The sequence below is a fragment of the Enterococcus sp. BSD2780061688st2 D3 genome, assembly GCF_005844145.1.
In the GTDB taxonomy this organism is placed as follows: domain Bacteria; phylum Bacillota; class Bacilli; order Lactobacillales; family Enterococcaceae; genus Enterococcus_B; species Enterococcus_B durans.
The window spans coordinates 1-26,362 of sequence record NZ_SPHN01000019.1; the positions used below are offsets into that span (position 1 = coordinate 1).

Below are 26,362 nucleotides of genomic sequence, written 5' to 3' on the forward strand. Positions count from 1 at the left end.
CAACTATACGCTTAAAAGAGCGTTAGAGGGTAATTTCATCCGTCGATGAATTTACCCTCTAATCTTAGTATGTTTTTTTTAAAATTTCCGAAAAACCTGACTTGTTTATTCGAGAGTCTGTAGCGAAACTGATTTTTAGATTTTTCCCACATACTTTTTTATATTCTACTTCATTCAACGAGCATGATTTCTATAAGGGGTTTAGTGATGGTTGATCCGTCACGTTTTTCAGGCTATTTACAACCAACGTGCTCATGATCTAGTTCTCTTTGAGAGGGTCAAGGAAATAGTTAGTCAAAATATTTTTATCACGATGGAATAAGGTGCGCTTAGTACTCATATAAATAATTAGTTTTTTAGAAAAAATGAAGAAGTAATAAAATCAAAAAAATGGGAATAAAAATTTCTTGATATGGAAATTTTTGTTCGAATAATTTCTGATCGATACGTACATAAAATATAAATAACAGATAAACTAAGGATAAGATAAGTTTTAGTCTTTTATGAGATTCTTTCGGTTTTTTTATATAAATAATACGATTATTTTTCCGTTTTTTAAAGTAATTGTTGTTATTTTTATAATACTTGATAATATTTGTGTTGTGATTTATTAAAAAGAGTTGGAATTCATTTTCTATTTTTATTTTTTGTGTGTATAGCTATTTTATTGCGTTTGTTATTTTTGGATTCGTTATTTATCCAATTGTCTTAAAGAAAGGTATATGCTAATATAAAATTGTAGAGATGCTTATATATGTTATTTTTTTATTTCGGGGGTATAAGCCTTTCAAATTTAAAAAAAGGAGGTCCAATCAAAATGAAAAACGTTGGAAAGTATGTATTAGTAGTGTTACTGAGTTTCTTTTTTACGAGTTCTGTAGCTGCTGCTGGGGCTATTTCGGTAAAAGAGCAATTGATTTTGGATGAATTAACTCAGAAACTTGAAGTCCAAGGAAATGAATTTCAAGTTCCAGAAACATACATCACACAAACAGAAAATTATTTAAAGCAAAATGATTTAGCGGAATCGCAAACACTGGTTGTGATCAATAATATTCGGCAAGCAAAATCGTTGATCAAAAATTTAGATACCGACTTGTCTAATGTTCATTCTTTGGATGAATTAATTAAGCGCATTCCGAGAGATTCTGTTGTAGAACTTCAGCGACTTATCACAGAATCAGCAGACGTGTTGGGTTTGGTTGTTCTAAGTTGGAATGAGGGGCATGTCGAATTAGGCACTCAAAATCCAGACGGTACGACTTCAGCTGTTTTTAGTTCGGAGCAGCCAATCAAACAAACGGGCGCAGTACATATATCTAGTTTTCTTGCAATTGGCTTATTGCTATTGACCGCAACAGGAGCGTTCATAATCGGTAAGAAAGTAAAACTTGCATAGAAAACAAAAAAAATTAAAAAGGATCGGGGGGATGATAGTGATCCCAATCCTTTTCTTATTGTGTGGCTATTCTCTCGTATATATCGTAGGGCGACCTGTCATTCATTTTACTTCGTCTTCGTTACAACTATTTCTTCTGTCTGAGCTTCCAAAATTTGAAAAAAATGAGCAGACATTGCCTGAATTAGACAGGCAAACGATCGAAACCAATGAACAAACAATTTTTTCCAGTCAAATTGTTTATCCTCGAGCTGGTTATCGATATGGAAGAGTAGTAGCAGACTCGGTAAGTCTGGATGTGCCTTTGTATTACGGAGATTCAGCTGAAATACTACGTCAAGGTGCTGGACAATATATGGGTTCGGTCTATCCAGGCGAATTGGGGACTACTCTAGTAGCAGGACATAATGCAGATGAATTTGGTAAATTGATCGCAATAAAAAAAAGCGATGTGATCCAAATAATAGCAAGTTATGGCGATTATAGTTATCAGATTTATAAAATAGCCGTGCTTGATAAAAATGCTGAAGAAATCAAATTATTACTGACACAAAAAGAGCAACCTAAATTGATCCTTTATACTTGCTATCCCATCGATAGTATTGGGCTGACAGATCAACGACTATTCGTTTTTGCTGATCTTATAAAAGGTCCATTGATTCAAGAACATAAATGATTATCTGGGTAAAAATATCCCAATTTTAGGTATGCTTTTTCTCAAGTTAGATTAGAGCGTAAGGAGGACTCGCCGAAGTTAATTATTACATAGATCATCTAAACGTTTTGGAAATTGTATTTCGTTATTCAGAACATTTAGAATAAAAGTGGATAATTTATTTTTGGAAAAATAGAAAATGAGCAAAAAAAAATGGCGAAAAGTAGCAAGAATGATCGTAGCGTTTCTCTGCTCTCTTAGTGTGTATTTTGCGTGTACTTTGACAATCATTAGAATGACATTATGTAATCAACTATTTATGGAAAATACTGTTGCATCGTCAAATTATGTTGAAATAGTAACGGCTGAGATTAATCATACGATAAGTGATCTTGGAAGAGGAAGCAATATCCCAGAAAACGTATTGAGTAGTGTAGTAACAGAAAAACAGGTCGAAGAGAACATCATGAGCTATATTCATAGTTTGTATTCAGATTCAGTTTTTCAAATAAAAGGATCAAGCATAGTGCAACAAACAGTGAAAGAAAAAATTGTGGATTATGCAAAAAATAAGAATTATCCACTTGATGGGCCAGTCCAATTGACGATAGAGACACTACAAGCATCAGCTGTAACTACTGTACAACAAGCGATTGAAATGCGTTCGCTCAATATATATGGGAAGAAATTGCTTGCTTATAAAAAAATGATCGATTTATTCATTGTGTTTTCTTTGACGGTATCTTTCAGTTTGTTTGCGTTCATCCTTTCTCTGAATAGACGTTTTTGGCATCGAGTATTACGTTATTTAGCATACATTCTTTGTAGTTCAAGTTTAATGTTAGTGACACTTCCGCTTATTTTATATGTAAACCAAATCGTTGAAAGAATAGGGATTTCTTCGAAACCGCTTTATCTTTTTCTTACGACATATGTGAATCATTTTATTTTGATGTTCATCAAATGGGGGGGAGTTATATTATGCATTAGTATCATTTGCTTTTGGGGGAGTGAATATACCAGACGAAAAACAATAACCAGCAAAAATTAAGTAGAAAAGGTGGCGAAAGAATGGAAGAAATGGTCAGCTTGGGAGAAATGTTCATCTTATTGAAGAAGCGATTATTGCTGATCATCCTGACTACAGTAGTAGGATTGGCAGGGGCATTGGCAGTCACTCATTTTTTTATTACACCTAAATTCAGTGCATCAACTGAATTGATCGTTCAATCAAAAAATAATAGTACGGTTGTGAATCTCCAATCAGATGTACATGCGAATGTACTATTGATTAATACATATAAAGATATGATTTTAGGAGATGTCGTCCTCAATGCAGTAAATGAAAAATTATTGTCTGAGAGAACTTACCAAGCGACAAAAAGTGAACTGACGGAGATGATAAATGTCATCCAGTCAGCGGATTCTCAGATGTTTCAAATAAAGGTAACGACTGATGACCCGGAAAAATCAGCTGCTATTTCCAATATTCTTGCAACGATCTTCAAAGAAAAAGCAACAGAAGTTTTGGATGTGAGTAGAGTAACAGTCACCTCACAGGCGCAAAGTAATGCGATGCCAGTTTCGCCTAATAAAAAATTAAACATGGTTATTGGAGGTTTGTTTGGTCTAGCATTAGGGATAGGAATTGTATTTTTACTGGAAATTCTTGATAAAACAGTCAAAGATGAACGTTTTATTACAGAAACACTTGCACTTCCTATTTTGGGTACAGTCAACGAAATGAATAGTAAAGAACTTGATAAAGGACGAGCTGTTCAGGTAACAAATAGAACAACAGAAAATAAAGAAATAAAGAGAGTCGAATACAACAAAATCAAGTCTAAGGAGCGTTTGGATGAAAAAGAAAAACATGATTATGCCTGTTTCGCTGATCAGCGTAGCAGATCAAACGGCTACGATTCCTGAGCAATACCGAGCGATACGCTCAAATATCCAATTTACTTCAATTGATCAAGAGTTGAAAACATTGGTAGTTACTTCATCAGGTCCAGGTGAAGGGAAGTCGACAACCTCAGCAAATCTAGCGGTAGTTTTTGCGAATAGTGGAAAGAAAGTCTTACTAGTAGATGCGGATTTAAGAAAACCTAGTGTTGCTTTAACATTTCATTTGTCAAATATTAATGGATTAACTAATTTATTAGGCTCCAAAGAAAAGGATATTCAGGAATGTATTGTTGAAACGATGATCGACAATTTATGGGTGATGACAAGTGGACCTAAACCACCAAATCCTTCAGAAATGTTGGATTCTAAACGCATGATGGATATCATTGCGGAGCTAAAAAAGCAATATGACTTGATTATTTTTGATACGCCACCTGTAGCCTCGGTAACTGATGCCCAAATATTATCAGCCAAAACAGATGGAGTAGTGCTAGTCGTTCGTGAGCGAAAAACGATCAAAAAAGATCTACTGAAAGCAAAAAAACTTTTAGCCATTGCAAAAGCCAATATATTAGGTATCGTTTATAACGGTGTGAAGAAAAGCAGTGAATACGATTATTACTATTATCATCGATGAACGGAGGATAAAATGGTCGATTTACAGAACTTCTGAACGAGAAAGCCCACGGTTTTAATCGTGAAATGATAGTAAAGTAGATATGAAGGTTCTCTAATACATAGATTAGCTTCTGTATTCGAACGATAGGCATCATTCCCATTATTGTAAACTCTGAGTGGAATCGATCAATCCGAGAAAATCCAAATTACCTACTTCCTTATCTGAATATGGGATGTTTAGCACAATTAAGGCCTTTAGCTTAGCAGGAATCTATGGTAAAAAAAGTACAATAGTTAAGTGAAAAATTGATTGCACATCATTTGGTCCAGATGGTTGCTTCAAACCTAAGGTAGATTGGTTTATTTTTTTCTTCTGCTGTGATCATGATGGTGGGAACAAGGATAGTATTTACCCAATGACACCAACATTACTTACAAACCTTTTCCAAGTCAGTATGGGATTTTTGATCTATTTCAGTTTGACTGCAGTAAGTAAGGTGAACCCAGTAATCGATTATTTCTTCAAAAAAGTGAAGTAGTCGATACATTGAATGGTTGAGATAAAAAAAGGTCGAGATAAAAGTCGTTTAGATTTGAAAAATTGGAGAAAAAAACGAACAATACGTTTTTTTGTATTGCTCGTTTTTTTGAAATTTCCGAAAAAACTGACTTTTGGACGCTGTTTATTCGGACTTATGGTCTGTAGCAAAACTAATCATTAGATTTGTCCCATATTCTCTTCATAGTTATTCTCTTAATGCCGGCGTGACCGCCGCTTTGCAAAAAGTAAATCGTTTCTTTTCATAATCCAGTAATCCTGAATCCTTTAATTGCTTGATTACTTGTCCTGCCGTTTCTCTTGTTGTACCACTATTTACAGCTAGTTCTTTTAATGTAATAGGGTAAGGAATATGGATATGCCCATCTTCTGTAGGAACACCTAGCTCTTCTTTTAAAACAAATAAGTTTTGTTTCACTCTGTCGAACGCGCTAGAAGTCAACCCGATTTGAATCCGAAGTTCATGCATCTCAACAACTTTGGATAATTTATGGATCATATAAATCAGATATTTTGAATTTTTTTTAGCAATTTTTTCGTAAAAAGAAACTGGAAAAGAGAATGTCTCGATGTCAGTCATTGCTTGTGCTGTGTAGGTATAAGTGCTTTCTTCAAAAATTCCAGACATAGGAAAGAGGTTGTTTGCAGCAACATAGTCATAATAATAATACGTGGCGCTTTCATCATAGCGTTCTAAACGAACTAGACCTTCTGTAAGAATATAGAGACGTTGGCGTTCGTCTCCTTCATCAAAGAGAATTTGTCCCTTTTTATAAGAACGAAGGATTGCATGTTCTTTTATCTGCTCAAATTCATCATCAGTAAAGTTTTCAAAATCAGGTTGATACCGTAGTTTTGAAAAGTGAAAATCAATTCTATTTACCCGCATAAAATTTCCGCTCCTTACTTTTAACTATTAATATTGTGGCTTTTTTTTCGAAAAAAGTAAAGTTATTACTTTGGATAAAAATTTCTGTTTTTTTTCTTTATAAAAAAATTTTTTTGTTATTATGTAAAAATTATACATTCGATTTGAATAATGTCGTTTTTCACCTGTTTATTCTGTATAAAAAACAATAATCACTAATAAAGTAATCGCTAACATGATTGAAAAAGAAGTATTTTTTAGCTTATTCAAAAAATATTTTTTTATGAATAAATATTTTTTTGATAGTGATTTCAGTATAAATAAAGAGAGAAAAGTTGATAAAAAATGTAAAAACGTTTAATTATTTAATTATCCTTTAATAATGTGAAAAAACTCTCGTTTTAGATGAGATGAAATTATGAAAGAGATTACAAAAGGGCTGTATTCTAAGTATGTAATCAAAACGAAGGAGGCAACACAACATGGAAAAACCTATTCACGTTTTCTCTGAGATAGGAAAGTTAAAGACAGTTTTATTGAAACGACCTGGACAAGAAGTGGAAAATTTAACACCAGACATCATGGACCGTTTGTTGTTCGATGATATTCCCTATCTACCAATCGCACAAGAAGAACATGATAATTTTGCAAAAACATTGCAAAATGAAGGCGTCGAAACTTTGTATCTGGAAAAATTAGCAGCAGAAGCAATCGATGCAGGTAATGTGAAAGAGCAATTCTTGAACAAAATGTTAGACGAATCACACATTGCATCGGCTGCTGTAAGAGACGGTCTTCATGAGTTCCTTCTATCAATGGAAACACAAGAAATGGTAGATAAAATCATGGCTGGGGTACGTACGAAAGATATCGAAGTCCGTTCAAATAGTTTATACGACTTATCAGCTGATGACGATTATCCGTTTTATATGGATCCAATGCCAAACCTTTACTTCACTCGCGACCCTTCCGCATCAATGGGAAATGGGATGACTGTCAACAAAATGACATTTGAAGCTCGCCGACGCGAATCGATGTTTACAGAATATATTTTGAAACATCATCCTCGCTTCGCTAACAAAGGGGTAGAAGTTTGGTTAGATCGTGAAAACCCAGATCATATCGAAGGCGGCGATGAATTGATCCTAAGCGATAAAGTAGTCGCAGTCGGGATTTCTCAACGTACCAGTGCCAAAGCGCTAGAAAAATTAGCACGTCACTTATTCGAAAAAAATTCAGGATTTGAAAAAGTATTGGCTATCAAGATTCCAAATAACCGCGCAATGATGCATTTGGATACGGTATTTACAATGGTTGATCACGATAAATTCACGATTCATCCAGCGATCCAAAGCAAAGAAGGAAAAATCGATGTCTTTACGATCGAGCCTGCAGGTGATGACATTAAAATCAGTCACTCAGATGATCTTCATGCGACAATGAAAGAAGCGTTAGGCTTAGACGATCTAGTCTTGATCCCAACCGGAAATGGCGATGCCATCGTTGCTCCTCGTGAACAATGGAATGACGGCTCAAATACGTTAGCAATCGCTCCTGGAGTTGTGGTGACTTACAACCGTAACTATGTTTCTAACGAATTGTTACGCAGCTATGGTATCAAAGTGTTGGAAATCAATTCAAGTGAATTGTCACGTGGCCGTGGCGGTCCTCGCTGCATGAGCCAACCATTAGTACGTGAAGATTTGAAATAGTTTGTTTCCCAGTGGCAGTCTAACTGTCAGCTGTCGCTGGGTTTCCTCTTTAAAAACTAAATAAAACAACCTAAAGGAGAATGTTAGTTATGAAAGAATCAGTATTTCAAGGAAGAAGTTTATTAGCAGAAAAAGATTTTACAAAAGAAGAATTACAGTATTTGATCGATTTTTCTGAACACTTAAAAGATTTGAAAAAACGCGGGATTCCTCATCACTACTTAGAAGGGAAAAATATTGCTCTTCTATTCGAAAAAACTTCTACTCGTACACGTTCAGCATTTACTACTGCAGCAATCGATCTAGGTGCACATCCTGAATATCTTGGTGCAAACGACATCCAATTAGGCAAAAAAGAATCAACTGAAGATACTGCCAAAGTATTAGGTCGAATGTTTGACGGTATTGAATTCCGTGGCTTTAGCCAAAAAATGGTTGAAGAACTTGCTGAATTCTCAGGCGTACCTGTATGGAATGGTTTAACAGATGAATGGCACCCAACGCAAATGATCGCTGACTTCTTGACTATCCAAGAAAACTTTGGAACTGTTGAAGGTATTACAGTGGCTTACTGTGGAGACGGCCGTAACAACATGGCTAATTCATTGCTTGTAACTGGTGCTATTTTAGGAACAAATATGCGTATTGTCGCACCTAAAGACTTACAGCCAGAAGAAGAAATCGTGAAGATGGCAGAAGGATTCGCTGCTAAATCTGGTGCAAAATTAATGATCACTGATGACGTCGACAAAGGTGTGGACGGAGCAGATGTCCTTTACTCAGATGTTTGGGTATCAATGGGTGAAGAAGATAAATTTGAAGAAAGAATCAAATTGTTGAAACCTTATCAAATCAACATGGAAATGGTTGAAAAAACACATAACACAGACCGTTTGATTTTCTTACACTGCTTACCAGCATTCCACGATACAAACACAGTTTACGGTGAACAAATGAAAGAACGTTTTGGTATTACAGAAATGGAAGTAACGGACGAAGTATTCCGCAGTAAATATGCTCGCCAATTTGATCAAGCAGAAAATCGTATGCATTCGATCAAAGCAATCATGGCAGCGACACTTGGAAACTTGTTCATCCCTCGTGTCTAACGTTTAACCACATTCATCTCATCGATAAAACGAGTCAGCTTTCCTCATTGTAGCAAATTGCTGGCTTGTTTTGTCATCGGAAAAATTCAGAATTATCTGAAGAAAGGAAGACGAAATATGGCCAATCGTAAAGTAGTTGTCGCATTAGGAGGCAACGCAATTTTATCTACTGATGCTAGCGCAAAAGCACAACAAGATGCACTGAAGGAAACAGCAAAATATTTAGTGAAATTCATTGAACAAGGAGATGAACTGATCATCTCACATGGGAACGGACCTCAAGTTGGGAATTTATTGATCCAACAACAAGCTGCCGATTCAGAAAAAACTCCAGCAATGCCTTTAGATACTTGTGTCGCAATGACGGAAGGTTCTATCGGCTATTGGTTGCAAAATGCTATGGGTGAAGTTCTCAAAGAAAAAAATATCGATAAGGATGTTGTTTCTTTAGTCACTCAAGTAATCGTTGATGAAAATGACCCATCCTTCAAAAATCCAACGAAGCCTGTTGGACCATTCTTCACCGAAGAAGAAGCAAAAGGCCAAATGGAATCAGACTCAGCTGCTACCTTTAAAGAAGATGCAGGCCGTGGATGGAGAAAAGTGGTTGCTTCCCCTAAACCAATCTCAATCAAAGAAGCTCGAGTTATCAAAGCACTAGTTGAACAAGGTGTCATCACTGTTTCTGTTGGTGGCGGAGGTATCCCAGTGGTAGAAACAGCCACTGGTCTTGAAGGAAGAGAAGCAGTCATCGATAAAGATTTTGCCTCTGAAAAGTTAGCGGAGATCATTGATGCAGATCTATTGATTGTTTTGACAGGTGTCGATAATGTCTATGTAAATTATCAAAAACCAGATCAAAAGAAACTGGAAACTGTTACAGTATCAGAAATGAAACAATATATTGATGAAAATCAATTTGCACCAGGAAGTATGTTGCCTAAAGTTGAAGCAGCCATTGCATTTGTTGAAGCAAAACCAGATGGGAAGGCTATCATTACTTCACTAGAGAACATTGAAAATCTTCTAGCATCTGAAGAAGGAACGATCATTGTAGCAGACAAATGAACTGCGTAAGAGCAATTGAGACTCCTTAGAACATTCACTTTGCTAAAAAATGTCCAGTCGGAATTTATTCTCCTTTAGGCCTTCTGGACATTTTTTTATAAGAAATCCTAGCCATTAATTTTTTTATCTGTTATAATTCATGTTAAGTTTAATAAGTTACAGTTTGCTGAACAAGAGAGTAATTGTATAGATCTGATCAAAGCGAGTTTGGAGCTGGTGGAAGCCAAACGAAGAAAATACAATGAAGCGCACTTGGAGAACTCTGTCTGAGACAGACGGTCATCTGCCGTTAACAGATAAAGTGGGTCCTAAAGAATAGGACAATTGGAGTGGTACCGCGGGATAACTCGTCTCTAGTAATTATACATGTATAATTACTAGAGATTTTTTTTGTTTTTAGCAAACCAAGTATCAATAGGAGGAAGTCAAATGAACAATAAAGATGTGGTTGCAAAAGCCGTTTATGATGTCGTTAAAGAAGATTTAACACTCGAAGAAGTAGAGAAACTATTGGAAAATCCAAAATCTGCGGATCATGGAGATGTGGCATTTCCTGCTTTCTCATTAGCAAAAATCTATCGAAAGGCACCACAGCAAATCGCGGCAGATTTAGCCGAAAAAATCGATTCAACTAATTTTGAAAAAATCGAAGTTGTGGGCCCATATTTGAATTTCTTTATGAACAAAGCAGTGATCAGTAAAGATGTTCTAGCTTCTGTCGTAAAAGAAAAAGAACACTACGGAGACAGCACGATCGGCAATAATGGAAGTGTACCGATCGACATGTCTTCACCAAATATCGCAAAACCAATTTCTATGGGACATTTGCGTTCTACTGTTATCGGAAATTCCATTGGATTTATTATGGAAAAATTAGGGTATCAACCAATCCGTATCAATCACCTAGGTGACTGGGGCACACAGTTTGGTAAATTGATCGTTGCCTATAAAAAATGGGGATCAGAAGAAGCAGTAAAATCTGAACCAATCAATGAATTATTACGTTTGTATGTCCAATTCCATGAAGTAGCAGAAACAGAACCAGAATTGAATGACGAAGCGCGTTCTTGGTTCAAACGTTTAGAAGAAGGCGACAAAGAAGCAATCGAACTATGGCAATGGTTCCGCGATGAGTCAATGAAAGAGTTCAACAAAATCTATGACCTGTTAGAAGTTCGCTTTGATTCATTGAATGGAGAAGCATTCTACAATGATAAGATGGATGAGATCGTTGAACTTTTAGAAGAAAAACATTTATTGAACGAAGATAAAGGTGCGGAAATCGTTGACCTTTCAGAATACGATTTGAATCCAGCACTGATCAAAAAATCAGATGGTGCAACGCTATACATCACTCGTGATTTGGCAGCTGCTCTTTATCGCAAACGTACGTATGACTTCAAGCAATCTCTATACGTTGTTGGGAATGAACAAAGTTACCATTTCAAACAATTAAAAGCTGTCTTGAAAGAATTAGGATTTGACTGGTCAGATGATATGCATCATATTCCATTTGGATTGATCACTCAAGGTGGTAAGAAATTATCAACACGTAAAGGAAAGATCGTTTTATTGGAAGAAGTGCTTAATGAAGCAATTCAATCAGCAAAAGAACAAATCAGTGAGAAAAATCCTGATCTGGCAAATAAAGATGTTGTAGCTAAACAAGTTGGGGTAGGCGCGGTTATTTTCCATGATTTAAAAAATGATCGTTTGAATACCTTTGACTTCAATCTTGAAGAAGTTGTTCGTTTTGAAGGTGAAACTGGCCCATATGTACAATATACACATGCTCGTGCCATCAGCTTGATGGAAAAAGCAGGATTTAAACCATCAGAAGAACACACATATGCATTAGATGATGAAAATAGCTGGGAAGTAGTGAAGCTGATCCAAAAATATCCAGAAACAGTACTATCAGCTGGTGAAAAATATGAACCTTCAATCATCGCAAAACATGCAATCAAATTAGCACAAGCGTTCAATAAATATTACGCACATACAAAAATCTTGGCGGAGGATGATCAAAAAGAATCTCGCTTAGCTCTTGTGTATGCAGTATCAGTGCTTTTGAAAGAAGATTTACGCTTACTTGGTCTACATGCGCCAGATAAAATGTAAAAAGGCACGATTCCATTAGAAAGTACCAAAACTCATCAGAAGAACAGATGAGTGAATCAAATGTTTTTGTTTTAAATAGCCAAAAAAAGCCGTCCATCACGACCCTCTAGTTTGTGATGGACGGCTCTTTTGAATGAGGTAAGCAAGGGGAGAACGGACATCCTAAATACAATAAGCCCTTACTGAACTAAAAAATAGATGCATCTTTTGGATGATGTAAAAAGTCTTCAACTAATTGTGCATCCGCTTCGTTTTGAGAAATGATGATCGTAGTATCGAACCCGGCAATTGTGCTAACGATGTGAGGTGGTTTGATTTCATCCAACACAGCAGCGAAAAGAGGGGCGTTGTCCGGTAAAGTATGAACGATTGTCAAAAAGTGGACGCGTTCCACTTTTAAAACAATATCTTCGATCATTTGGATCAGCCGTTTTTCATCCTCGTTTTTTGCTTCTGATCCTTCTTTTCCCTGAAAGAACACAAAGCGTGAAATGCCATTCTCGTCAGGGGCTTTGACGATTTTTAAATCACGGATATCGCGAGAAATCGTTGCTTGAGTAGCATTAACACCGTAGTCACTCAATTTTGCTAACAATTCTTCTTGTGTACGGATCGTAAATTCATCGATCACCTGTTTAATCAATAAATGTCGCTCAGCTTTACGCATATTCTTTCTCCTTTACGAAAGATTTCACATGTATCATATCAAAAAATAAAAGAATTTCCCAATAATAATTTGTTTTATGAGATAACTCTAGTAAATAAGGCTCCTTTTATGGTTGCGCTATCATTTTAAAACAGGAAGATTAAAAGTTATAAATAAAGAATGAGATTTTTCTTGATATTTAACAGTATATCAGGTAAAATATTGAATGTTGAGCAGAAAATCCTTATTAAGTATTGCGTAGCAAGTCAGTTGCTTGTATAATACTCGAGGATGCTGAACTGCATCAATAAATCCACATTCTCGTTGGATCGTTGATAGGTGCTTGCAAAAGTTTGTCAGCGAGGTAGAAGACAAGAAGAGGGAAAATAAAACCAAATCGGAGGAAACAAAAAATGGCAGTAATTTCAATGAAACAATTACTAGAAGCTGGCGTACACTTTGGTCACCAAACACGTCGCTGGAACCCAAAAATGAAGAAATATATCTTCACAGAAAGAAACGGAATCTACATCATCGACTTACAAAAAACAGTTAAGTTAGTAGATGCAGCTTACGACTACATGAAAAACGTTGCAGAAGAAGGCGGCGTAGCTTTATTTGTAGGTACTAAAAAACAAGCACAAGAAGCAATCAAAGATGAAGCAACACGTGCTGGACAATACTACGTTAACCATCGTTGGTTAGGTGGAACATTGACTAACTGGGATACAATCCAAAAACGTATCAGCCGTTTGAAACAAATCAATGCAATGGAAGAAGACGGAACTTTTGAAGTTCTACCTAAAAAAGAAGTTGCTGGTTTGAACAAACAACGTGAACGTCTTGAAAAATTCTTAGGCGGTATCGCTGATATGCCAAGAATTCCAGATGTAATGTACATCGTTGACCCTCGTAAAGAACGTATCGCTGTTCAAGAAGCGCATAAATTAAATATCCCTATCGTAGCTATGGTTGATACAAACTGCGATCCAGATGAAATCGACGTAGTTATCCCTTCAAATGACGATGCAATCCGTGCCGTTAAATTGATCACTTCAAAAATGGCTGATGCATTCATCGAAGGAAACCAAGGTGAAGATCAAGTAGTTGAAGAAGATTTTGTAGCAGAAAACACTGCAACATCAATCGAAGAAATCGTTGACGTTGTTGAAGGCGACAACTCTTCAGCAGAATAATTCTTAAATGATGGAGCTGTTTCAAAGGCTAGGCGACAAGCCTCACTCTCCTTTGAAACAGCTTTTTTTAAAAAGAAAATACAGGAGGATACAAAAAATGGCAGACGTAACAGCTAAAATGGTAAAAGAACTACGCGAAATGACAGGCGTAGGTATGATGGATGCGAAAAGAGCATTAGTTGAAGTAGAAGGCGACATGGAAAAAGCAGTTGATCTTTTACGTGAAAAAGGAATGGCTAAAGCAGCGAAGAAAAATGACCGTATCGCAGCAGAAGGTTTAGCTTCAGTAGCAGTGAAAGGTAACACTGCTGCAATCGTTGAAGTAAACTCAGAAACTGACTTTGTTTCTAAAAATGAAATGTTCCAAGATTTAGTAAAAGAAATCGCTGAACTTGTTGCAGAAAACAAACCTGCAGACATGGATGCAGCTATGAAAATCAAAACAGAAAAAGGAACAATCGAATCTGATTTGATCGAAGCAACGCAAGTTATCGGTGAAAAAATCAGCTTCCGTCGTTTCGAAGTTGTTGAAAAAGATGACAATGCAGCATTCGGTGGCTACTTACACATGGGCGGACGTATCGCTGTATTAACTGTTTTGGAAGGTACAACTGACGAAACTGTTGCCAGAGATGTAGCAATGCACGTAGCAGCTATCAACCCTCGTTACGTAAACGAAACTCAAATCCCAGAAGAAGAATTAGAACATGAAAAAACTGTTCTTACTGAACAAGCACTTAACGAAGGCAAACCTGCAAAAATCGTTGAAAAAATGGTTGAAGGCCGCTTGAAGAAATTCAAAGCAGAAATCGCATTGGTTGACCAACCTTTCGTTAAAGATCCTGATATGACTGTTGAAAAATATGTTGCATCTAAAGGTGCTACTGTGAAAACATTCGTACGTTTCGAAGTCGGCGAAGGTATCGAAAAACGCGAAGACAACTTTGTAGAAGAAGTAATGAGTCAAGTGAAAAAATAATTCACAAGAGTTATTTAGCGTCTGTTCTCTAAACATCAAAGCTTTTCAAGAATCGTTCTTGGAAGCTGATGTTTAGAAACAACGCTTAGCTGAAATTTAACAAGGAGCAGCGACGTATGTCACAGCTCTTTTTTTTAGGCATAGAAAGAAAATGCTCGACTTTAGTGGCTAAATTATCTGGTTATGGTAAAATAGCAATAGAAAATATTGGAGGAATGAACATGGTCACACCGAAATATCAGCGTGTAGTCTTAAAATTAAGTGGAGAAGCTTTAGCTGGAGATGAAGGGTTTGGTATTAAACCGCCAGTCATCAAAGAAATTATCCAAGAAATCAAAGAGGTGCACGAACTAGGCGTTGAAATGGCAATCGTTGTTGGTGGCGGTAATATTTGGCGCGGACAGATCGGTGCTCAAATGGGGATGGAACGTGCTCAAGCAGATTACATGGGTATGCTGGCAACGGTGATGAATGCCTTAGCATTACAAGACACGTTAGAAAATGTTGGTGTACCAACGCGTGTACAAACTTCAATCGAAATGCGCCAGATCGCGGAACCTTATATCCGCAGAAAAGCAGAACGTCATTTAGAAAAGGGACGGATCGTCATTTTTGCAGGTGGTACAGGGAATCCTTACTTTTCAACAGATACTACAGCAGCACTACGAGCAGCTGAAATCGGAGCTGACGTTATTTTAATGGCTAAAAACAATGTTGACGGTGTTTATTCAGCTGATCCAAAAGTGGATGCCAACGCAGTTAAATTTGAAGAATTGACTCATTTAGAAGTTATCTCAAAAGGATTGCAAGTGATGGATTCAACTGCCAGCTCATTGAGCATGGACAATGATATTCCACTACTTGTCTTCAATTTGAATGAACATGGAAATATCCGACGCGCTATCTTAGGCGAAAATATCGGAACTACAGTTAGGGGGAAATAAAAATGGCAGATGCAATTATGACAGAAGCAAAAGAAAAAATGCATAAAGCAGCACAAAATCTACAACGTGAATTAGGACAGATCCGTGCAGGACGTGCCAATGCAAGCTTATTGGACCGTATCACTGTAAATTATTACGGAGTACCTACACCACTAAACCAAATGGCTTCTATCCAAATTCCAGAAGCACGCATTTTGATGATCACACCATTTGATAAAAGTATTCTTCAAGATGTAGAAAAAGCAATCATGACAAGTGATATCGGTATCAGCCCAACAAATGATGGGAATGTGATCCGTTTAGTGATTCCGCAATTAACAGAAGAACGTCGTAAAGAATTAGCGAAAGACGTAAAAAAAGAAGCAGAAAATGCAAAAATCGCTGTACGTAATATTCGTCGTGACGCAATTGATGAATATAAAAAACAACAAAAAAATGGAGACATCACAGAAGATGATCTACGTGGTCTAGAAAAAGAAGTACAGACCTTGACTGACAATAGTATCAAAGAAGTAGATAAAATCGCTGCTGAAAAAGAAAAAGAACTATTAGAAGTTTAAGTGTTATTTAAAAATCAATCGATGTTTTTTTAACTAAGAGTCTCTTGATCAGTGTATCGATCAGAGAGTAGAAAAAGCTGGCTCATCTCGCCAATAGTGAAAGCTGTTAACGAGAGGAACCAGCTTTCTTTTTGAAGTTCTGGCACTACTCAATAGGAAGTGTAAAAGAGAAACTTTGATAAGAGAAGTGGCTTCTTTATTTTATAAATAGCAATCAAAAGTTAAAAAAATGAAAAATCTTAGTGAAAAAAAGAAAAAAAACCGCTAGACCGTAGGAAATGACTATATATATTGCTATAATAGCAGAGATAGTGGTAATTTTTTAGTATAGGAGGAAAAAGAATGTTACGTTTTTTTCCGCAAAAAAACAAATATATTCAAGAAAAAAGTGAGCTTCGTTTCAATAGTGATGGCCCAATTCCGCAACACATAGCAATCATTATGGATGGCAATGGGCGATGGGCACAAAACCGACGATTGCCTCGTGTGGCTGGACATAAAGAAGGTATGGAAACAGTAAAAAAAGTAACAAAACAAGCATCCAGATTAGGCGTCAAAGTATTGACTCTTTATGCGTTCTCCACAGAAAACTGGAAAAGGCCCAAGGATGAAGTAAGCTTTTTGATGCAGCTTCCCGTTGACTTTTTTGATACATTTGTACCTGAGCTGATCAAGGAAAATGTGAAGGTCCATGTGATGGGGTATGAAGATCTATTACCTGAACATACACAGGATGCAGTGAAACGTGCGATCGAACAAACAAAAGACAATACAGGGATGGTACTCAACTTTGCTTTGAACTACGGAAGTAGAGCGGAAATCGTGACGGCTGTCAAAGCAATTGCTACTGAAGTCAAAAATGAAGAAAAATCAATTGAAGAGATCGATGATACACTGATTGCTGAACATCTCATGACGGGTTTTTTACCAACTGAACTTCGAGATCCTGAACTTGTCATTCGGACAAGCGGAGAAGAAAGAATCAGCAACTTTTTACTTTGGCAACTTGCCTATAGTGAATTGTACTTTACCAAAGCATTATGGCCTGATTTTGATGGAGCACATCTAGAAGAGGCGATTGCTTCATTTCAAAATAGAGATCGTCGTTTTGGCGGTGTGAAAAACAAGGAGAAAGAAGGAGATCAGTCATGAGACAACGAGTGATCACTGCTGTCGTAGCATTGGCGTTATTTATCCCGATTCTTTGGCTAGGGGGCCTGGCTGTTGAATTAGTAGCAGCTCTATTAGCTGTTATCGGAGTATATGAGTTGTTTAGGATGAAAGGATTGACATTATTAAGTTTTGAAGGGATATTAGCAGCGATTGGCGCAGTTGTTTTAGTATTACCTAAAGAACGTTGGTTTTTCTTTTTATCAGAAGGTACGGATACATTTATGTTGTTTTATCTGATTGTGATGATCTTATTAGGCACCGCAGTCATTTCCAAAAATACGTATACGATAGATGAAGCTGGCTTTCCAGTAATCGTGAGTTTATATGTTGGGATGGGCTTCCAGAATTTTGTCAATGCGCGGACAGAAGGACTGCCTGTTTTGCTATTTGGTCTGTTCATTGTTTGGGCAACCGACATCGGTGCCTATATGGTCGGACGAAAATACGGAAAGCATAAATTAAGTCCAGATGTCTCACCGAACAAAACCATTGAAGGCGCATTAGGCGGTATTGGGAGTGCTTTAGTAGTTGCTATTCTTTACTTTTTACTCTATCCGTCGACTGAATTGTTTGGCCATGGACTATTTGTCATGTTGTTGTTAACGATCCTGTTATCGATTGTTGGCCAGTTTGGTGATCTAGTCGAATCATCGATCAAACGACACTATGATGTAAAAGATTCTGGCAATATTTTACCGGGGCATGGGGGAATCTTAGACCGATTCGATAGTCTGTTGTTCGTCTTTCCGATCATGCATTTATTTGGATTAATTTAATAAGAAGCTATGGGTCTTTGCTTTAGTTTTAGATACAAATCGTTTTTAGAAACCTAGTTACTGTAGATGATGTGACTAGTTGATAAGAGCGAAGTGGTTATTTTAATAAACTAAAAGCAAAGGCCGATTTTTTCTCTATAACTCACTGATACTATTGGTGAACAGCTGATAATATGGTAAAATTAAAGTGTTTTATTTATCAAGAGTTTCAATGTTAAAGGAAAAGCGTGTAAAGGAGAATGCAAAATGAAAACAATTATCACATTTATTATTGTCTTCGGTATTTTGGTCATTGTACATGAGTTTGGACATTTCTTCTTTGCGAAACGATCAGGAATTCTCGTTCGTGAGTTTGCTATTGGAATGGGTCCGAAAATCTATGGACACCAAGCAAAGGACGGAACTACCTATACATTGCGTTTATTGCCGATCGGCGGTTATGTGAGAATGGCAGGAAACGGAGACGATGAAACAGAAATGGCCCCTGGAATGCCGTTATCTCTTTTGTTAAATTCTGATGGTATCGTGGAGAAAATCAATGTAAGCAAAAAAGTGCAACTGCCCAATGGGATTCCATTAGAATTGATCGCATACGATCTTGAAGACGACTTAACGATCACAGGTTATGTGAATGGAGATGAAACACAGGAAGTCACCTATCACGTCGAACACGATGCGTCCATCATTGAAGCGGACGGTACAGAGATCCGAATTGCGCCTAGAGATGTTCAATTCCAGTCAGCGAAATTATGGCAACGGATGCTGACTAATTTCGCTGGGCCGATGAATAATTTTATTTTAGCGATCCTGTTGTTCATTATCCTTGCGTTCATGCAAGGTGGCGTGCAAGTAACGGATACCAATCAAATTGGAAAAGTCTTGCCGAATGGCGCAGCCGCAGCTGCTGGGTTGAAAGAAAATGATGAAATAGTATCGATTGATGGCAAGTCTGTTCATTCATGGAACGATTTGACGTCAGAGATCACCGAAAATCCTGGAAAAAAATTAGATGTTGAAGTAAGACGTGACGGCAAAACACAGCAGCTTGACGTAACACCGAAAGCAGTTGAAGCCAATGGGAAAGAAGTCGGCCAACTAGGGATTCAAGCACCAATGAAGACTGGCTTTTTGGATAAAATAGTTGGTGGAGCCCGTCGAGCATTCAGTAGTTCAATGGAGATATTCAAAGCGTTAGGCTCATTGTTCACAGGCTTTAGCTTAGATAAATTAGGTGGACCCGTGATGATGTTCCAGCTTTCTTCTGAAGCTGCTAATCAAGGTGTGATGACTGTCATTAGCTTGATGGCCCTGCTTTCTATGAATCTAGGAATCGTTAATTTACTGCCGATTCCTGCATTAGATGGTGGGAAAATCGTCTTGAACATCTTTGAAGGTGTGAGAGGAAAACCTCTCAGTCAAGAAAAAGAAGGCTTTATCACTTTGGCAGGATTTGGGTTATTGATGCTATTGATGGTATTGGTCACTTGGAATGATATTCAACGATTCTTTTTCTAAAAAAGTTGACAAATAGGGTATAATTACAAACGATAGATTATTATTGAGGAATAGAGGAGTATATAGAATGAGACAATCAAAAATGTTGATTCCTACGTTAAGAGAGGTTCCAAATGATGCAGAAGTATTAAGTCATCAAATTTTATTGAGAGCTGGATACATTCGTCAAGTATCTGCAGGAATCTACTCTTATTTACCACTAGCAAATCGTGTGTTAGAAAAACTAAAAGCGATCATGCGAGAAGAATTTGAAAAGATCGGCGCAGTTGAAATGTTGATGCCGGCGATTTTACCAGCAGAATTGTGGGAAGAATCCGGTCGTTATGAAACATATGGCCCAAACTTGTATCGTCTAAATGATCGTAATGATCGTAAAATGATCTTAGGCCCAACACATGAAGAAACATTTACTGATTTGATTCGTAATGAAATCAATTCATATAAAAAATTACCATTGAATCTTTATCAGATCCAAACAAAATACCGAGATGAAAAACGTCCTCGTTTCGGTTTATTACGTGGTCGGGAATTCATCATGAAAGATGCTTACTCATTCCATGCTTCTGAAGAAAGTCTAGATGAAGCGTACAAAGACTACGAAAAAGCTTATACTGAAATCTTTAAACGCTGTGGACTTGAATTCCGAGCAATCATCGGTGACGGTGGTGCAATGGGCGGGAAAGATTCAAAAGAGTTCATGGCAATATCAGAAATCGGTGAAGATACGATCTGTTATTCAACTGAAAGTGATTATGCAGCAAACTTAGAAATGGCGACGAGCTATTATGTTTCTAAAAAATCACATGAAACGCAACTTGAACTGGAAAAGAAAGCTACACCTGATGTTAAAACAATTGAAGAAGTAGCAGCTTTCTTTGAGACAGAACCACAAAAAATCATCAAATCTGTTTTGTTCATGGCGGATGAAGAACCTGTACTTGTGCTAGTTCGCGGAGATCATGAAGTGAATGATGTCAAATTGAAGAACTTCTTAGGCGTTGACTTCCTAGAAGAAGCAACAGAAGAAGATGCAACGAAATTTTTAGGTGCTGATTTTGGTTCTGTTGGTCCAGTGGGCGTATCAGAAGATGTGAAGGTCTATGCTGACCGACATGTCCAAGACCTTGCAAATGCTATTACTGGTGCTAATGAAACAGGTTATCATTATATCAATGTCAATCCAGAAAGAGATTTTACAGTCCTTTCGTATGAAGATCTGCGTTTTGTGCAAGAAGGTGATCCATCTCCAGACAATAATGGTGTGTTGGCCTTTACTCGCGGAATCGAGATCGGACACATCTTCAAGTTAGGCACGCGCTACAGTGAGTCAATGGGAGCAACTGTTTTAGATGAGAATGGTCGTGAAAAATTTGTGATCATGGGTTGCTATGGAATCGGCGTCAGTCGTTTACTTTCTGCAATCGTTGAACAAAATTCTGATGAAAATGGCATCAATTGGCCAAAAGGGATTGCACCATTCGATCTGCATGTCGTTCAAATGAATCTGAAAGACGAAAATCAAACAAACTTGACAAACGAAGTGGAGCAAGCGATGACAGAAGCCGGTTACCAAGTATTGGTTGATGACCGCAACGAACGTGCAGGTGTGAAATTCGCAGATTCCGATTTGATCGGTTGTCCAATCAGAATCACGATCGGTAAAAAAGCAGTTGATGGGATCGTAGAAGTGAAAATCAAGAAAACAGGTGAAATGGTTGAAGTCCGTAAGGAAGAATTAGCCAATACACTACCAATCTTATTAAATCAATAAATGATAAACGAAGAGATTGAGATAAAAGTCATTTAGGCTTGAGAAATTGGAGAAAAAACGAACAATACGTTTTTTGTATTGCTCGTTTTTTTTGAAATTTCCGAAAAACCTGATTTTTGGACTTTTGTTTATTCGAGAGTCTATAGCAAAACTTATTTTTAGATTTGTCCCACATTCTCTAAACCCGAGTAAACGGCGGAAAAGAAGTAGTCTCTTAGAAGAAGTCAAAATTCTCAAAAATTTGAAAAGCAGTTTTCATCGATTTTTTCTTGTTCTTTTAGGTACCCCACTTTTGTCATCCTTATTTTTTAATGTAAAATCAATAAAAAACGAGTATACTAGATAGTACTGAAAAAAGAAGAGAACAAAAAAGCTTTTTAATTGTTTCTCATCAGAAAGGGCGTATGGTTTTGTCAGAAAAACGAGAGTTATTTGAAAAACTACTGGAACAGATCCAACTGGAAGAAGCGGATAAACAGCATCCTCTGATTTCTTCTGGCGAAGTGGAACGAGTAGTCGTTCATCGTAAATCACGCTTATGGGAATTTACGCTACACTTTTCTCAAATTTTACCGATCATGCTTTATCGTTCGTTAGTGCAACATGTGACATTGGCCTTTCATGATATTGCACAAGTAAAACTAAATATAAAGGCAGAAAATCAACAATTTGACGAACAGTTGTTACAAGATTATTGGGCACAAGCATTGGAAAGCCAACAATGTGATACACCCCTTGCACAACAAGTCTTAAAAACACAAGTTCCAATACTAAAGGAACATAAAATCATCTTGCCTGTCGACAGTACTGGCGCACTCAGCTATTTGAAGCAACAATATTTGCCATTAGTAGAGTCTTTATTTGTCAGCTACGGATTTCCTAAATTTAGGATCGAGCCAGAAGTAGACGAGCAACAAGCAGAACGTGTGTTAAAACTGTTTGAAGAACGGAAACAAGAACAAGCAGAAGCCTTTATGAAGCAAGCGGCAGAAAGCTTGATCGTCCATGAACAAAAGAAAAAAGAAAAGAAAGAGCAGTTGCCTGCTTTAGACGGACCAATCCAATTGGGACGAAATATTCCTACGGATGAACCAACTACACCAATGGTAAATATTGTAGAAGAAGAGCGTCGTGTGACATTAGAAGGGTATGTATTTGATAAAGAAGTACGTGAGCTTCGCTCAAAACGAAAAATCTTAACCTTGAAAATCACTGATTATACGTCGTCCTTCATCGTCAAAAAATTCTCAAACAATGAAAAAGATGAACAAATATTTGAAGCAATCAGCACAGGTAGTTGGTTGAAAGTCAGAGGGAGTATCCAAGAAGATACCTTTGTTCGTGACTTAGTGATGAATGCACAGGATATCGTAGAAGTGAAACATGCTCCACGAAAAGATTATGCGCCAGAAGGTGAAAAACGAGTAGAGTTACATGTCCATAGTAAAATGAGTACGATGGACGCAACAAATAATATTGCGGATATCGTGGCTCAAGCAGGAAAATGGGGCCATCGTGCCATTGCCATTACGGATCATGGCGGCGCACAGGCATTTCCTGAAGCACATAGCGCAGGGAAAAAAGCTGGCGTGAAAATTTTGTATGGGGTAGAAGCAAATGTTGTGGATGATGGCGTGCCGATTGCCTACAATGATGTGCATGAATCCTTAAGTGAAGGAACTTATGTAGTATTTGACGTGGAAACAACGGGGCTATCCGCTGTTTACGATACGATCATCGAACTAGCTGCGGTTAAGATGTACAAAGGAAATGTGATTGCTAGTTTTGATGAATTCATCGATCCAGGCCATCCACTTTCACGAACAACTGTTGATTTGACAGGGATTACCGATGAAATGGTACGTGGTTCAAAATCGGAAGAAGAAGTCTTACGGCTATTTCTTGAATTCTCAAAAGATACCATACTTGTAGCGCATAATGCGGCGTTCGATATGGGATTTTTAAATACAAGCTATGCAAAATATGGCATACCAGAAGCGCCTAACCCCGTAATCGATACGTTAGAATTAGCTCGCTATCTCTATCCTCAATTCAAACGTTTCGGGTTGGGTGTACTGTCTAAGAAATTTGGTGTCAGTTTGGAACAACATCACCGGGCGATTTATGATGCAGAAGCTACTGGTCATCTTGCGTGGATCTTTATCAAGGAAGCGATGGAAAACCATGACATGTTTTACCACGACCAACTGAATGCACATATTGGGGAGGGAGACTCCTATAAACGAGCAAGACCTTTCCATGCAACGCTGATTGCCAAAAATCAAGACGGGTTAAAGGACTTGTTCAAATTGATCTCGATGTCTAACGTGGAATATTTTGAACGTGTCCCACGAATCCCACGGTCACAATTAAATAAATTACGTGATGACCTATTGATTGGCTCTGCCTGTGATAAAGGCGAAATCTTTGAAGCGATGATGCAAAAAGGAGTCGAAGAGGCAAGAAATCGTGCGAAGTTTTATGATTATATCGAAGTGATGCCAAAAGCAGTCTATGCACCTTTGCTAGAACAAGAATTAGTAAAGAATGAACGTGATCTAGAGGAAATTATTCAAAACTTAGTTGAAATAGGGAAGTCATTAGACAAAATAGTGGTGGCAACAGGGAATGTCCATTACTTAAATGAGGAAGATGCGATTTATCGTAAAATCTTGATCAATTCAATGGGAGGTGCCAATCCATTGAACCGTCACAGTCTACCTGATGTCCATTTTCGAACAACAGATGAGATGTTGACAGCTTTTAATTTCTTAGGTGAATCTCTTGCAAAAGAGATCGTTGTAGAAAATACAAATAAAATCGCAGATAGCTGTGAAGAAGTCATTCCTGTGAAAGATGAACTTTACACACCGAAAATCCCTGGTTCTGAAGAAGAAATCTCTGAATTGAGTTATACCAAAGCCAAACAACTGTATGGTGATCCTTTACCAGAGATCATTCAAAAACGTTTGGAAAAGGAATTGAATTCGATTAACGGGAATGGGTTCTCCGTTATCTATCTGATTGCTCAAAAACTCGTACACAAAAGTAATGAAGATGGCTATTTAGTTGGTTCTCGCGGATCGGTAGGCTCAAGTTTTGTTGCGACGATGACTGGGATCACCGAAGTTAATCCTTTAGCCCCACATTATTATTGTCCAGAATGTCAGTATTCTGAATTCTATGAGGATGGGACATATGGTTCAGGGTTCGATATGCCTGAGAAAAAATGCCCAAAATGTGGTGCTCGATTGAACAAAGATGGACATGATATTCCTTTCGAAACGTTCTTAGGATTTCATGGTGATAAAGTACCCGATATCGATTTGAACTTTTCGGGAGACTATCAAGCAGAAGCCCATAATTACACGAAAGTATTATTTGGAGAAGAATATGTTTATCGTGCTGGAACAATTGGTACGGTGGCAGATAAAACGGCTTATGGCTTTGTTAAGGGCTACGAAAGAGACCATAATCTGCAATTTCGAAGTGCAGAAGTCGATCGCTTAGCCAAAGGAGCCACTGGAGTCAAACGAACGACTGGTCAGCATCCAGGTGGGATCATCGTTATTCCTGATTACATGGATGTTTATGATTTCACCCCCATCCAATTTCCAGCAGATGATCAAAATTCTGAATGGAAAACGACCCACTTTGATTTCCACTCGATCCATGATAATGTATTGAAACTTGATATTCTTGGACATGATGACCCGACTGTTATTCGGATGCTCCAAGATCTATCTGGGATCGATCCACAAACGATCCCTACAGATGATCCAGAAGTGATGCGGATATTTGCCGGACCGGAAGTCTTGAACGTGACACAAGAACAAATCAACTCTAAAACAGGTACACTAGGAATCCCCGAATTCGGGACTCGTTTTGTTCGTGGGATGCTGGAAGAAACCCATCCAACTACTTTCGCTGAATTACTGCAAATCTCTGGACTCTCTCATGGGACAGATGTTTGGCTTGGAAATGCGGAAGAATTGATCAAACGTGGGGATGCGACACTAGCGGAAGTAATTGGTTGTCGGGATGACATCATGGTCTATCTGATCCATGCCGGATTAGACAGTGGGATGGCATTTAAAATCATGGAAACCGTGCGTAAGGGACTGTGGAACAAAATCCCAGATGAACTTCGTGAGACATATTTAAATGCGATGAAAGAAAATAATGTACCAGATTGGTATATTGATTCTTGTTCAAAAATCAAGTACATGTTCCCGAAAGCCCATGCGGCTGCGTATGTATTGATGGCATTACGTGTAGCATATTTTAAAGTATATTTCCCTATTCTTTACTATTGTGCGTACTTCTCTGTTCGTGCCGATGATTTTGATCTTGTTTCCATGTGCAAAGGAAAAGATGCAGTCAAACAAGCCATGAAAGAGATCACAGACAAAGGAATGGATGCCTCTGTGAAAGAAAAAAATCAATTGACAGTACTTGAATTGGCCAATGAAATGTTAGAACGTGGCTTTAAATTCGGGATGATCGATTTGTATAAATCAGATGCGGTCAATTTTGTAATCGAAGGAGATACATTGATTGCGCCATTTCGTGCTGTACCAAGTTTAGGTACCAACGTGGCAAAACAGATTGTCGAAGCCAGGAAAGATGGTCCGTTCTTATCAAAAGAAGATCTGGCTACACGAGGAAAAGTATCCAAGACTTTGATTGAATATATGAATGATAATGGCGTATTAAAAGACCTTCCTGACGAAAATCAATTGTCGCTTTTTGATATGTTATAGTAGGCAACAGCGAGCTTGCTTG

General features: G+C 37.6%; 21 protein-coding genes and 1 other annotated feature. Of the genes, 19 read left to right on the plus strand and 2 right to left on the minus strand.

The features are described 5' to 3' along the window. Positions 1-817 precede the first annotated feature (817 nt). From FGQ66_RS12680 to FGQ66_RS15595, 6 genes are all read left to right on the plus strand, one after another. Positions 818-1,399 carry a hypothetical protein gene (locus FGQ66_RS12680; RefSeq protein WP_081134982.1) on the plus strand — a complete coding sequence of 194 codons (582 nt, stop codon included), beginning with the start codon at positions 818-820 and terminating at the stop codon, positions 1,397-1,399. A 31-nt stretch (positions 1,400-1,430) separates the two neighbouring features. After that, entirely contained in the window at positions 1,431-2,075 is a 645-nt protein-coding gene (locus tag FGQ66_RS12685) for a class D sortase (protein WP_081134984.1), read from the plus strand. Between the two features lie 178 nt (positions 2,076-2,253). Beyond that, positions 2,254-3,105 (plus strand): hypothetical protein, encoded by an 852-nt coding sequence (locus tag FGQ66_RS12690; RefSeq protein WP_230315303.1) that lies wholly within the window; start codon positions 2,254-2,256, stop codon positions 3,103-3,105. A gap of 20 nt (positions 3,106-3,125) precedes the next feature. Beyond that, on the plus strand, positions 3,126-3,983 hold the full coding sequence (locus FGQ66_RS12695) for a YveK family protein (protein WP_138302551.1): 858 nt from the start codon (positions 3,126-3,128) through the stop codon (positions 3,981-3,983). Then, the gene (locus FGQ66_RS12700) at positions 3,913-4,599 is read left to right on the plus strand and encodes a CpsD/CapB family tyrosine-protein kinase (protein ID WP_227260538.1); all 687 of its coding nucleotides are present in this window, start codon (positions 3,913-3,915) and stop codon (positions 4,597-4,599) included. Before FGQ66_RS12695 ends, FGQ66_RS12700 begins: the two co-directional genes overlap by 71 nt. Before the next feature lie 397 nt (positions 4,600-4,996). Beyond that, entirely contained in the window at positions 4,997-5,119 is a 123-nt protein-coding gene (locus FGQ66_RS15595) for a hypothetical protein (RefSeq protein WP_258547482.1), read from the plus strand. A 207-nt stretch (positions 5,120-5,326) separates the two neighbouring features. Here the strand turns inward: FGQ66_RS15595 and FGQ66_RS12705 are convergent, their stop codons facing one another. Beyond that, positions 5,327-6,028 (minus strand): Crp/Fnr family transcriptional regulator, encoded by a 702-nt coding sequence (locus FGQ66_RS12705; RefSeq protein WP_005875951.1) that lies wholly within the window; start codon positions 6,026-6,028, stop codon positions 5,327-5,329. Between the two features lie 461 nt (positions 6,029-6,489). Here FGQ66_RS12705 and arcA point away from each other — a divergent pair, with 461 nt between their 5' ends. The 4 genes from arcA (at position 6,490) to argS (ending at position 12,017) form a co-directional block, all read left to right on the plus strand. Beyond that, positions 6,490-7,719, plus strand: coding sequence for an arginine deiminase (gene arcA, locus FGQ66_RS12710; protein WP_005875949.1), 1,230 nt, complete (start codon positions 6,490-6,492; stop codon positions 7,717-7,719). Between the two features lie 89 nt (positions 7,720-7,808). Further along, positions 7,809-8,828: an ornithine carbamoyltransferase gene (gene argF / locus FGQ66_RS12715; protein ID WP_005875947.1), complete on the plus strand. Its 1,020-nt coding sequence runs from the start codon at positions 7,809-7,811 to the stop codon at positions 8,826-8,828. 117 nt (positions 8,829-8,945) lie between these two features. Continuing rightward, complete coding sequence (arcC, locus tag FGQ66_RS12720; RefSeq protein WP_016176452.1) at positions 8,946-9,896, plus strand: carbamate kinase; 951 nt, start codon at positions 8,946-8,948, stop codon at positions 9,894-9,896. 157 nt (positions 9,897-10,053) lie between these two features. After that, positions 10,054-10,254 (plus strand) — a binding site (T-box leader). Positions 10,255-10,325: 71 nt separating this feature from the next. Further along, a complete protein-coding gene (argS, locus tag FGQ66_RS12725; protein ID WP_005875943.1) occupies positions 10,326-12,017 on the plus strand; it encodes an arginine--tRNA ligase in 1,692 nt (563 codons plus the stop codon). A gap of 187 nt (positions 12,018-12,204) precedes the next feature. On the opposite strand, the gene FGQ66_RS12730 is transcribed toward argS, so the two are convergent. Then, a complete protein-coding gene (locus FGQ66_RS12730) occupies positions 12,205-12,684 on the minus strand; it encodes an arginine repressor (RefSeq protein ID WP_081134987.1) in 480 nt (159 codons plus the stop codon). 392 nt (positions 12,685-13,076) lie between these two features. Here FGQ66_RS12730 and rpsB point away from each other — a divergent pair, with 392 nt between their 5' ends. The 9 genes from rpsB (at position 13,077) to FGQ66_RS12775 (ending at position 26,340) form a co-directional block, all read left to right on the plus strand. Next, positions 13,077-13,859: a 30S ribosomal protein S2 gene (gene rpsB, locus FGQ66_RS12735; RefSeq protein WP_005875940.1), complete on the plus strand. Its 783-nt coding sequence runs from the start codon at positions 13,077-13,079 to the stop codon at positions 13,857-13,859. Positions 13,860-13,956: 97 nt separating this feature from the next. Beyond that, positions 13,957-14,838 carry a translation elongation factor Ts gene (tsf, locus tag FGQ66_RS12740; RefSeq protein ID WP_081134988.1) on the plus strand — a complete coding sequence of 294 codons (882 nt, stop codon included), beginning with the start codon at positions 13,957-13,959 and terminating at the stop codon, positions 14,836-14,838. Between the two features lie 221 nt (positions 14,839-15,059). Beyond that, on the plus strand, positions 15,060-15,782 hold the full coding sequence (gene pyrH / locus FGQ66_RS12745; RefSeq protein WP_005875937.1) for a UMP kinase: 723 nt from the start codon (positions 15,060-15,062) through the stop codon (positions 15,780-15,782). Between the two features lie 2 nt (positions 15,783-15,784). Continuing rightward, the gene (gene frr, locus FGQ66_RS12750) at positions 15,785-16,342 is read left to right on the plus strand and encodes a ribosome recycling factor (protein ID WP_005875935.1); all 558 of its coding nucleotides are present in this window, start codon (positions 15,785-15,787) and stop codon (positions 16,340-16,342) included. Positions 16,343-16,684: 342 nt separating this feature from the next. Further along, the gene (uppS, locus tag FGQ66_RS12755) at positions 16,685-17,494 is read left to right on the plus strand and encodes an undecaprenyl pyrophosphate synthase (RefSeq protein ID WP_113845798.1); all 810 of its coding nucleotides are present in this window, start codon (positions 16,685-16,687) and stop codon (positions 17,492-17,494) included. After that, the gene (locus FGQ66_RS12760; RefSeq protein WP_005875931.1) at positions 17,491-18,291 is read left to right on the plus strand and encodes a phosphatidate cytidylyltransferase; all 801 of its coding nucleotides are present in this window, start codon (positions 17,491-17,493) and stop codon (positions 18,289-18,291) included. Before uppS ends, FGQ66_RS12760 begins: the two co-directional genes overlap by 4 nt. Before the next feature lie 246 nt (positions 18,292-18,537). After that, on the plus strand, positions 18,538-19,806 hold the full coding sequence (rseP, locus tag FGQ66_RS12765) for an RIP metalloprotease RseP (RefSeq protein WP_005875929.1): 1,269 nt from the start codon (positions 18,538-18,540) through the stop codon (positions 19,804-19,806). Positions 19,807-19,873: 67 nt separating this feature from the next. Then, complete coding sequence (locus FGQ66_RS12770; RefSeq protein WP_113845796.1) at positions 19,874-21,577, plus strand: proline--tRNA ligase; 1,704 nt, start codon at positions 19,874-19,876, stop codon at positions 21,575-21,577. 410 nt (positions 21,578-21,987) lie between these two features. Further along, positions 21,988-26,340: a PolC-type DNA polymerase III gene (locus FGQ66_RS12775; RefSeq protein WP_113846257.1), complete on the plus strand. Its 4,353-nt coding sequence runs from the start codon at positions 21,988-21,990 to the stop codon at positions 26,338-26,340. The last annotated feature ends 22 nt before the right edge of the window (positions 26,341-26,362 follow it).

Coding starts and splice junctions, on each gene's coding strand:
- FGQ66_RS12680 (WP_081134982.1), top strand. CDS start 818: ATGAAAAACGTTGGAAAGTATGTATTAGTAGTGTTACTGAGTTTCTTT.
- FGQ66_RS12685 (WP_081134984.1), top strand. CDS start 1,431: ATGATAGTGATCCCAATCCTTTTCTTATTGTGTGGCTATTCTCTCGTA.
- FGQ66_RS12690 (WP_230315303.1), top strand. CDS start 2,254: ATGAGCAAAAAAAAATGGCGAAAAGTAGCAAGAATGATCGTAGCGTTT.
- FGQ66_RS12695 (WP_138302551.1), top strand. CDS start 3,126: ATGGAAGAAATGGTCAGCTTGGGAGAAATGTTCATCTTATTGAAGAAG.
- FGQ66_RS12700 (WP_227260538.1), top strand. CDS start 3,913: ATGAAAAAGAAAAACATGATTATGCCTGTTTCGCTGATCAGCGTAGCA.
- FGQ66_RS15595 (WP_258547482.1), top strand. CDS start 4,997: ATGACACCAACATTACTTACAAACCTTTTCCAAGTCAGTATGGGATTT.
- FGQ66_RS12705 (WP_005875951.1), bottom strand. CDS start 6,028: ATGCGGGTAAATAGAATTGATTTTCACTTTTCAAAACTACGGTATCAA.
- arcA (WP_005875949.1), top strand. CDS start 6,490: ATGGAAAAACCTATTCACGTTTTCTCTGAGATAGGAAAGTTAAAGACA.
- argF (WP_005875947.1), top strand. CDS start 7,809: ATGAAAGAATCAGTATTTCAAGGAAGAAGTTTATTAGCAGAAAAAGAT.
- arcC (WP_016176452.1), top strand. CDS start 8,946: ATGGCCAATCGTAAAGTAGTTGTCGCATTAGGAGGCAACGCAATTTTA.
- argS (WP_005875943.1), top strand. CDS start 10,326: ATGAACAATAAAGATGTGGTTGCAAAAGCCGTTTATGATGTCGTTAAA.
- FGQ66_RS12730 (WP_081134987.1), bottom strand. CDS start 12,684: ATGCGTAAAGCTGAGCGACATTTATTGATTAAACAGGTGATCGATGAA.
- rpsB (WP_005875940.1), top strand. CDS start 13,077: ATGGCAGTAATTTCAATGAAACAATTACTAGAAGCTGGCGTACACTTT.
- tsf (WP_081134988.1), top strand. CDS start 13,957: ATGGCAGACGTAACAGCTAAAATGGTAAAAGAACTACGCGAAATGACA.
- pyrH (WP_005875937.1), top strand. CDS start 15,060: ATGGTCACACCGAAATATCAGCGTGTAGTCTTAAAATTAAGTGGAGAA.
- frr (WP_005875935.1), top strand. CDS start 15,785: ATGGCAGATGCAATTATGACAGAAGCAAAAGAAAAAATGCATAAAGCA.
- uppS (WP_113845798.1), top strand. CDS start 16,685: ATGTTACGTTTTTTTCCGCAAAAAAACAAATATATTCAAGAAAAAAGT.
- FGQ66_RS12760 (WP_005875931.1), top strand. CDS start 17,491: ATGAGACAACGAGTGATCACTGCTGTCGTAGCATTGGCGTTATTTATC.
- rseP (WP_005875929.1), top strand. CDS start 18,538: ATGAAAACAATTATCACATTTATTATTGTCTTCGGTATTTTGGTCATT.
- FGQ66_RS12770 (WP_113845796.1), top strand. CDS start 19,874: ATGAGACAATCAAAAATGTTGATTCCTACGTTAAGAGAGGTTCCAAAT.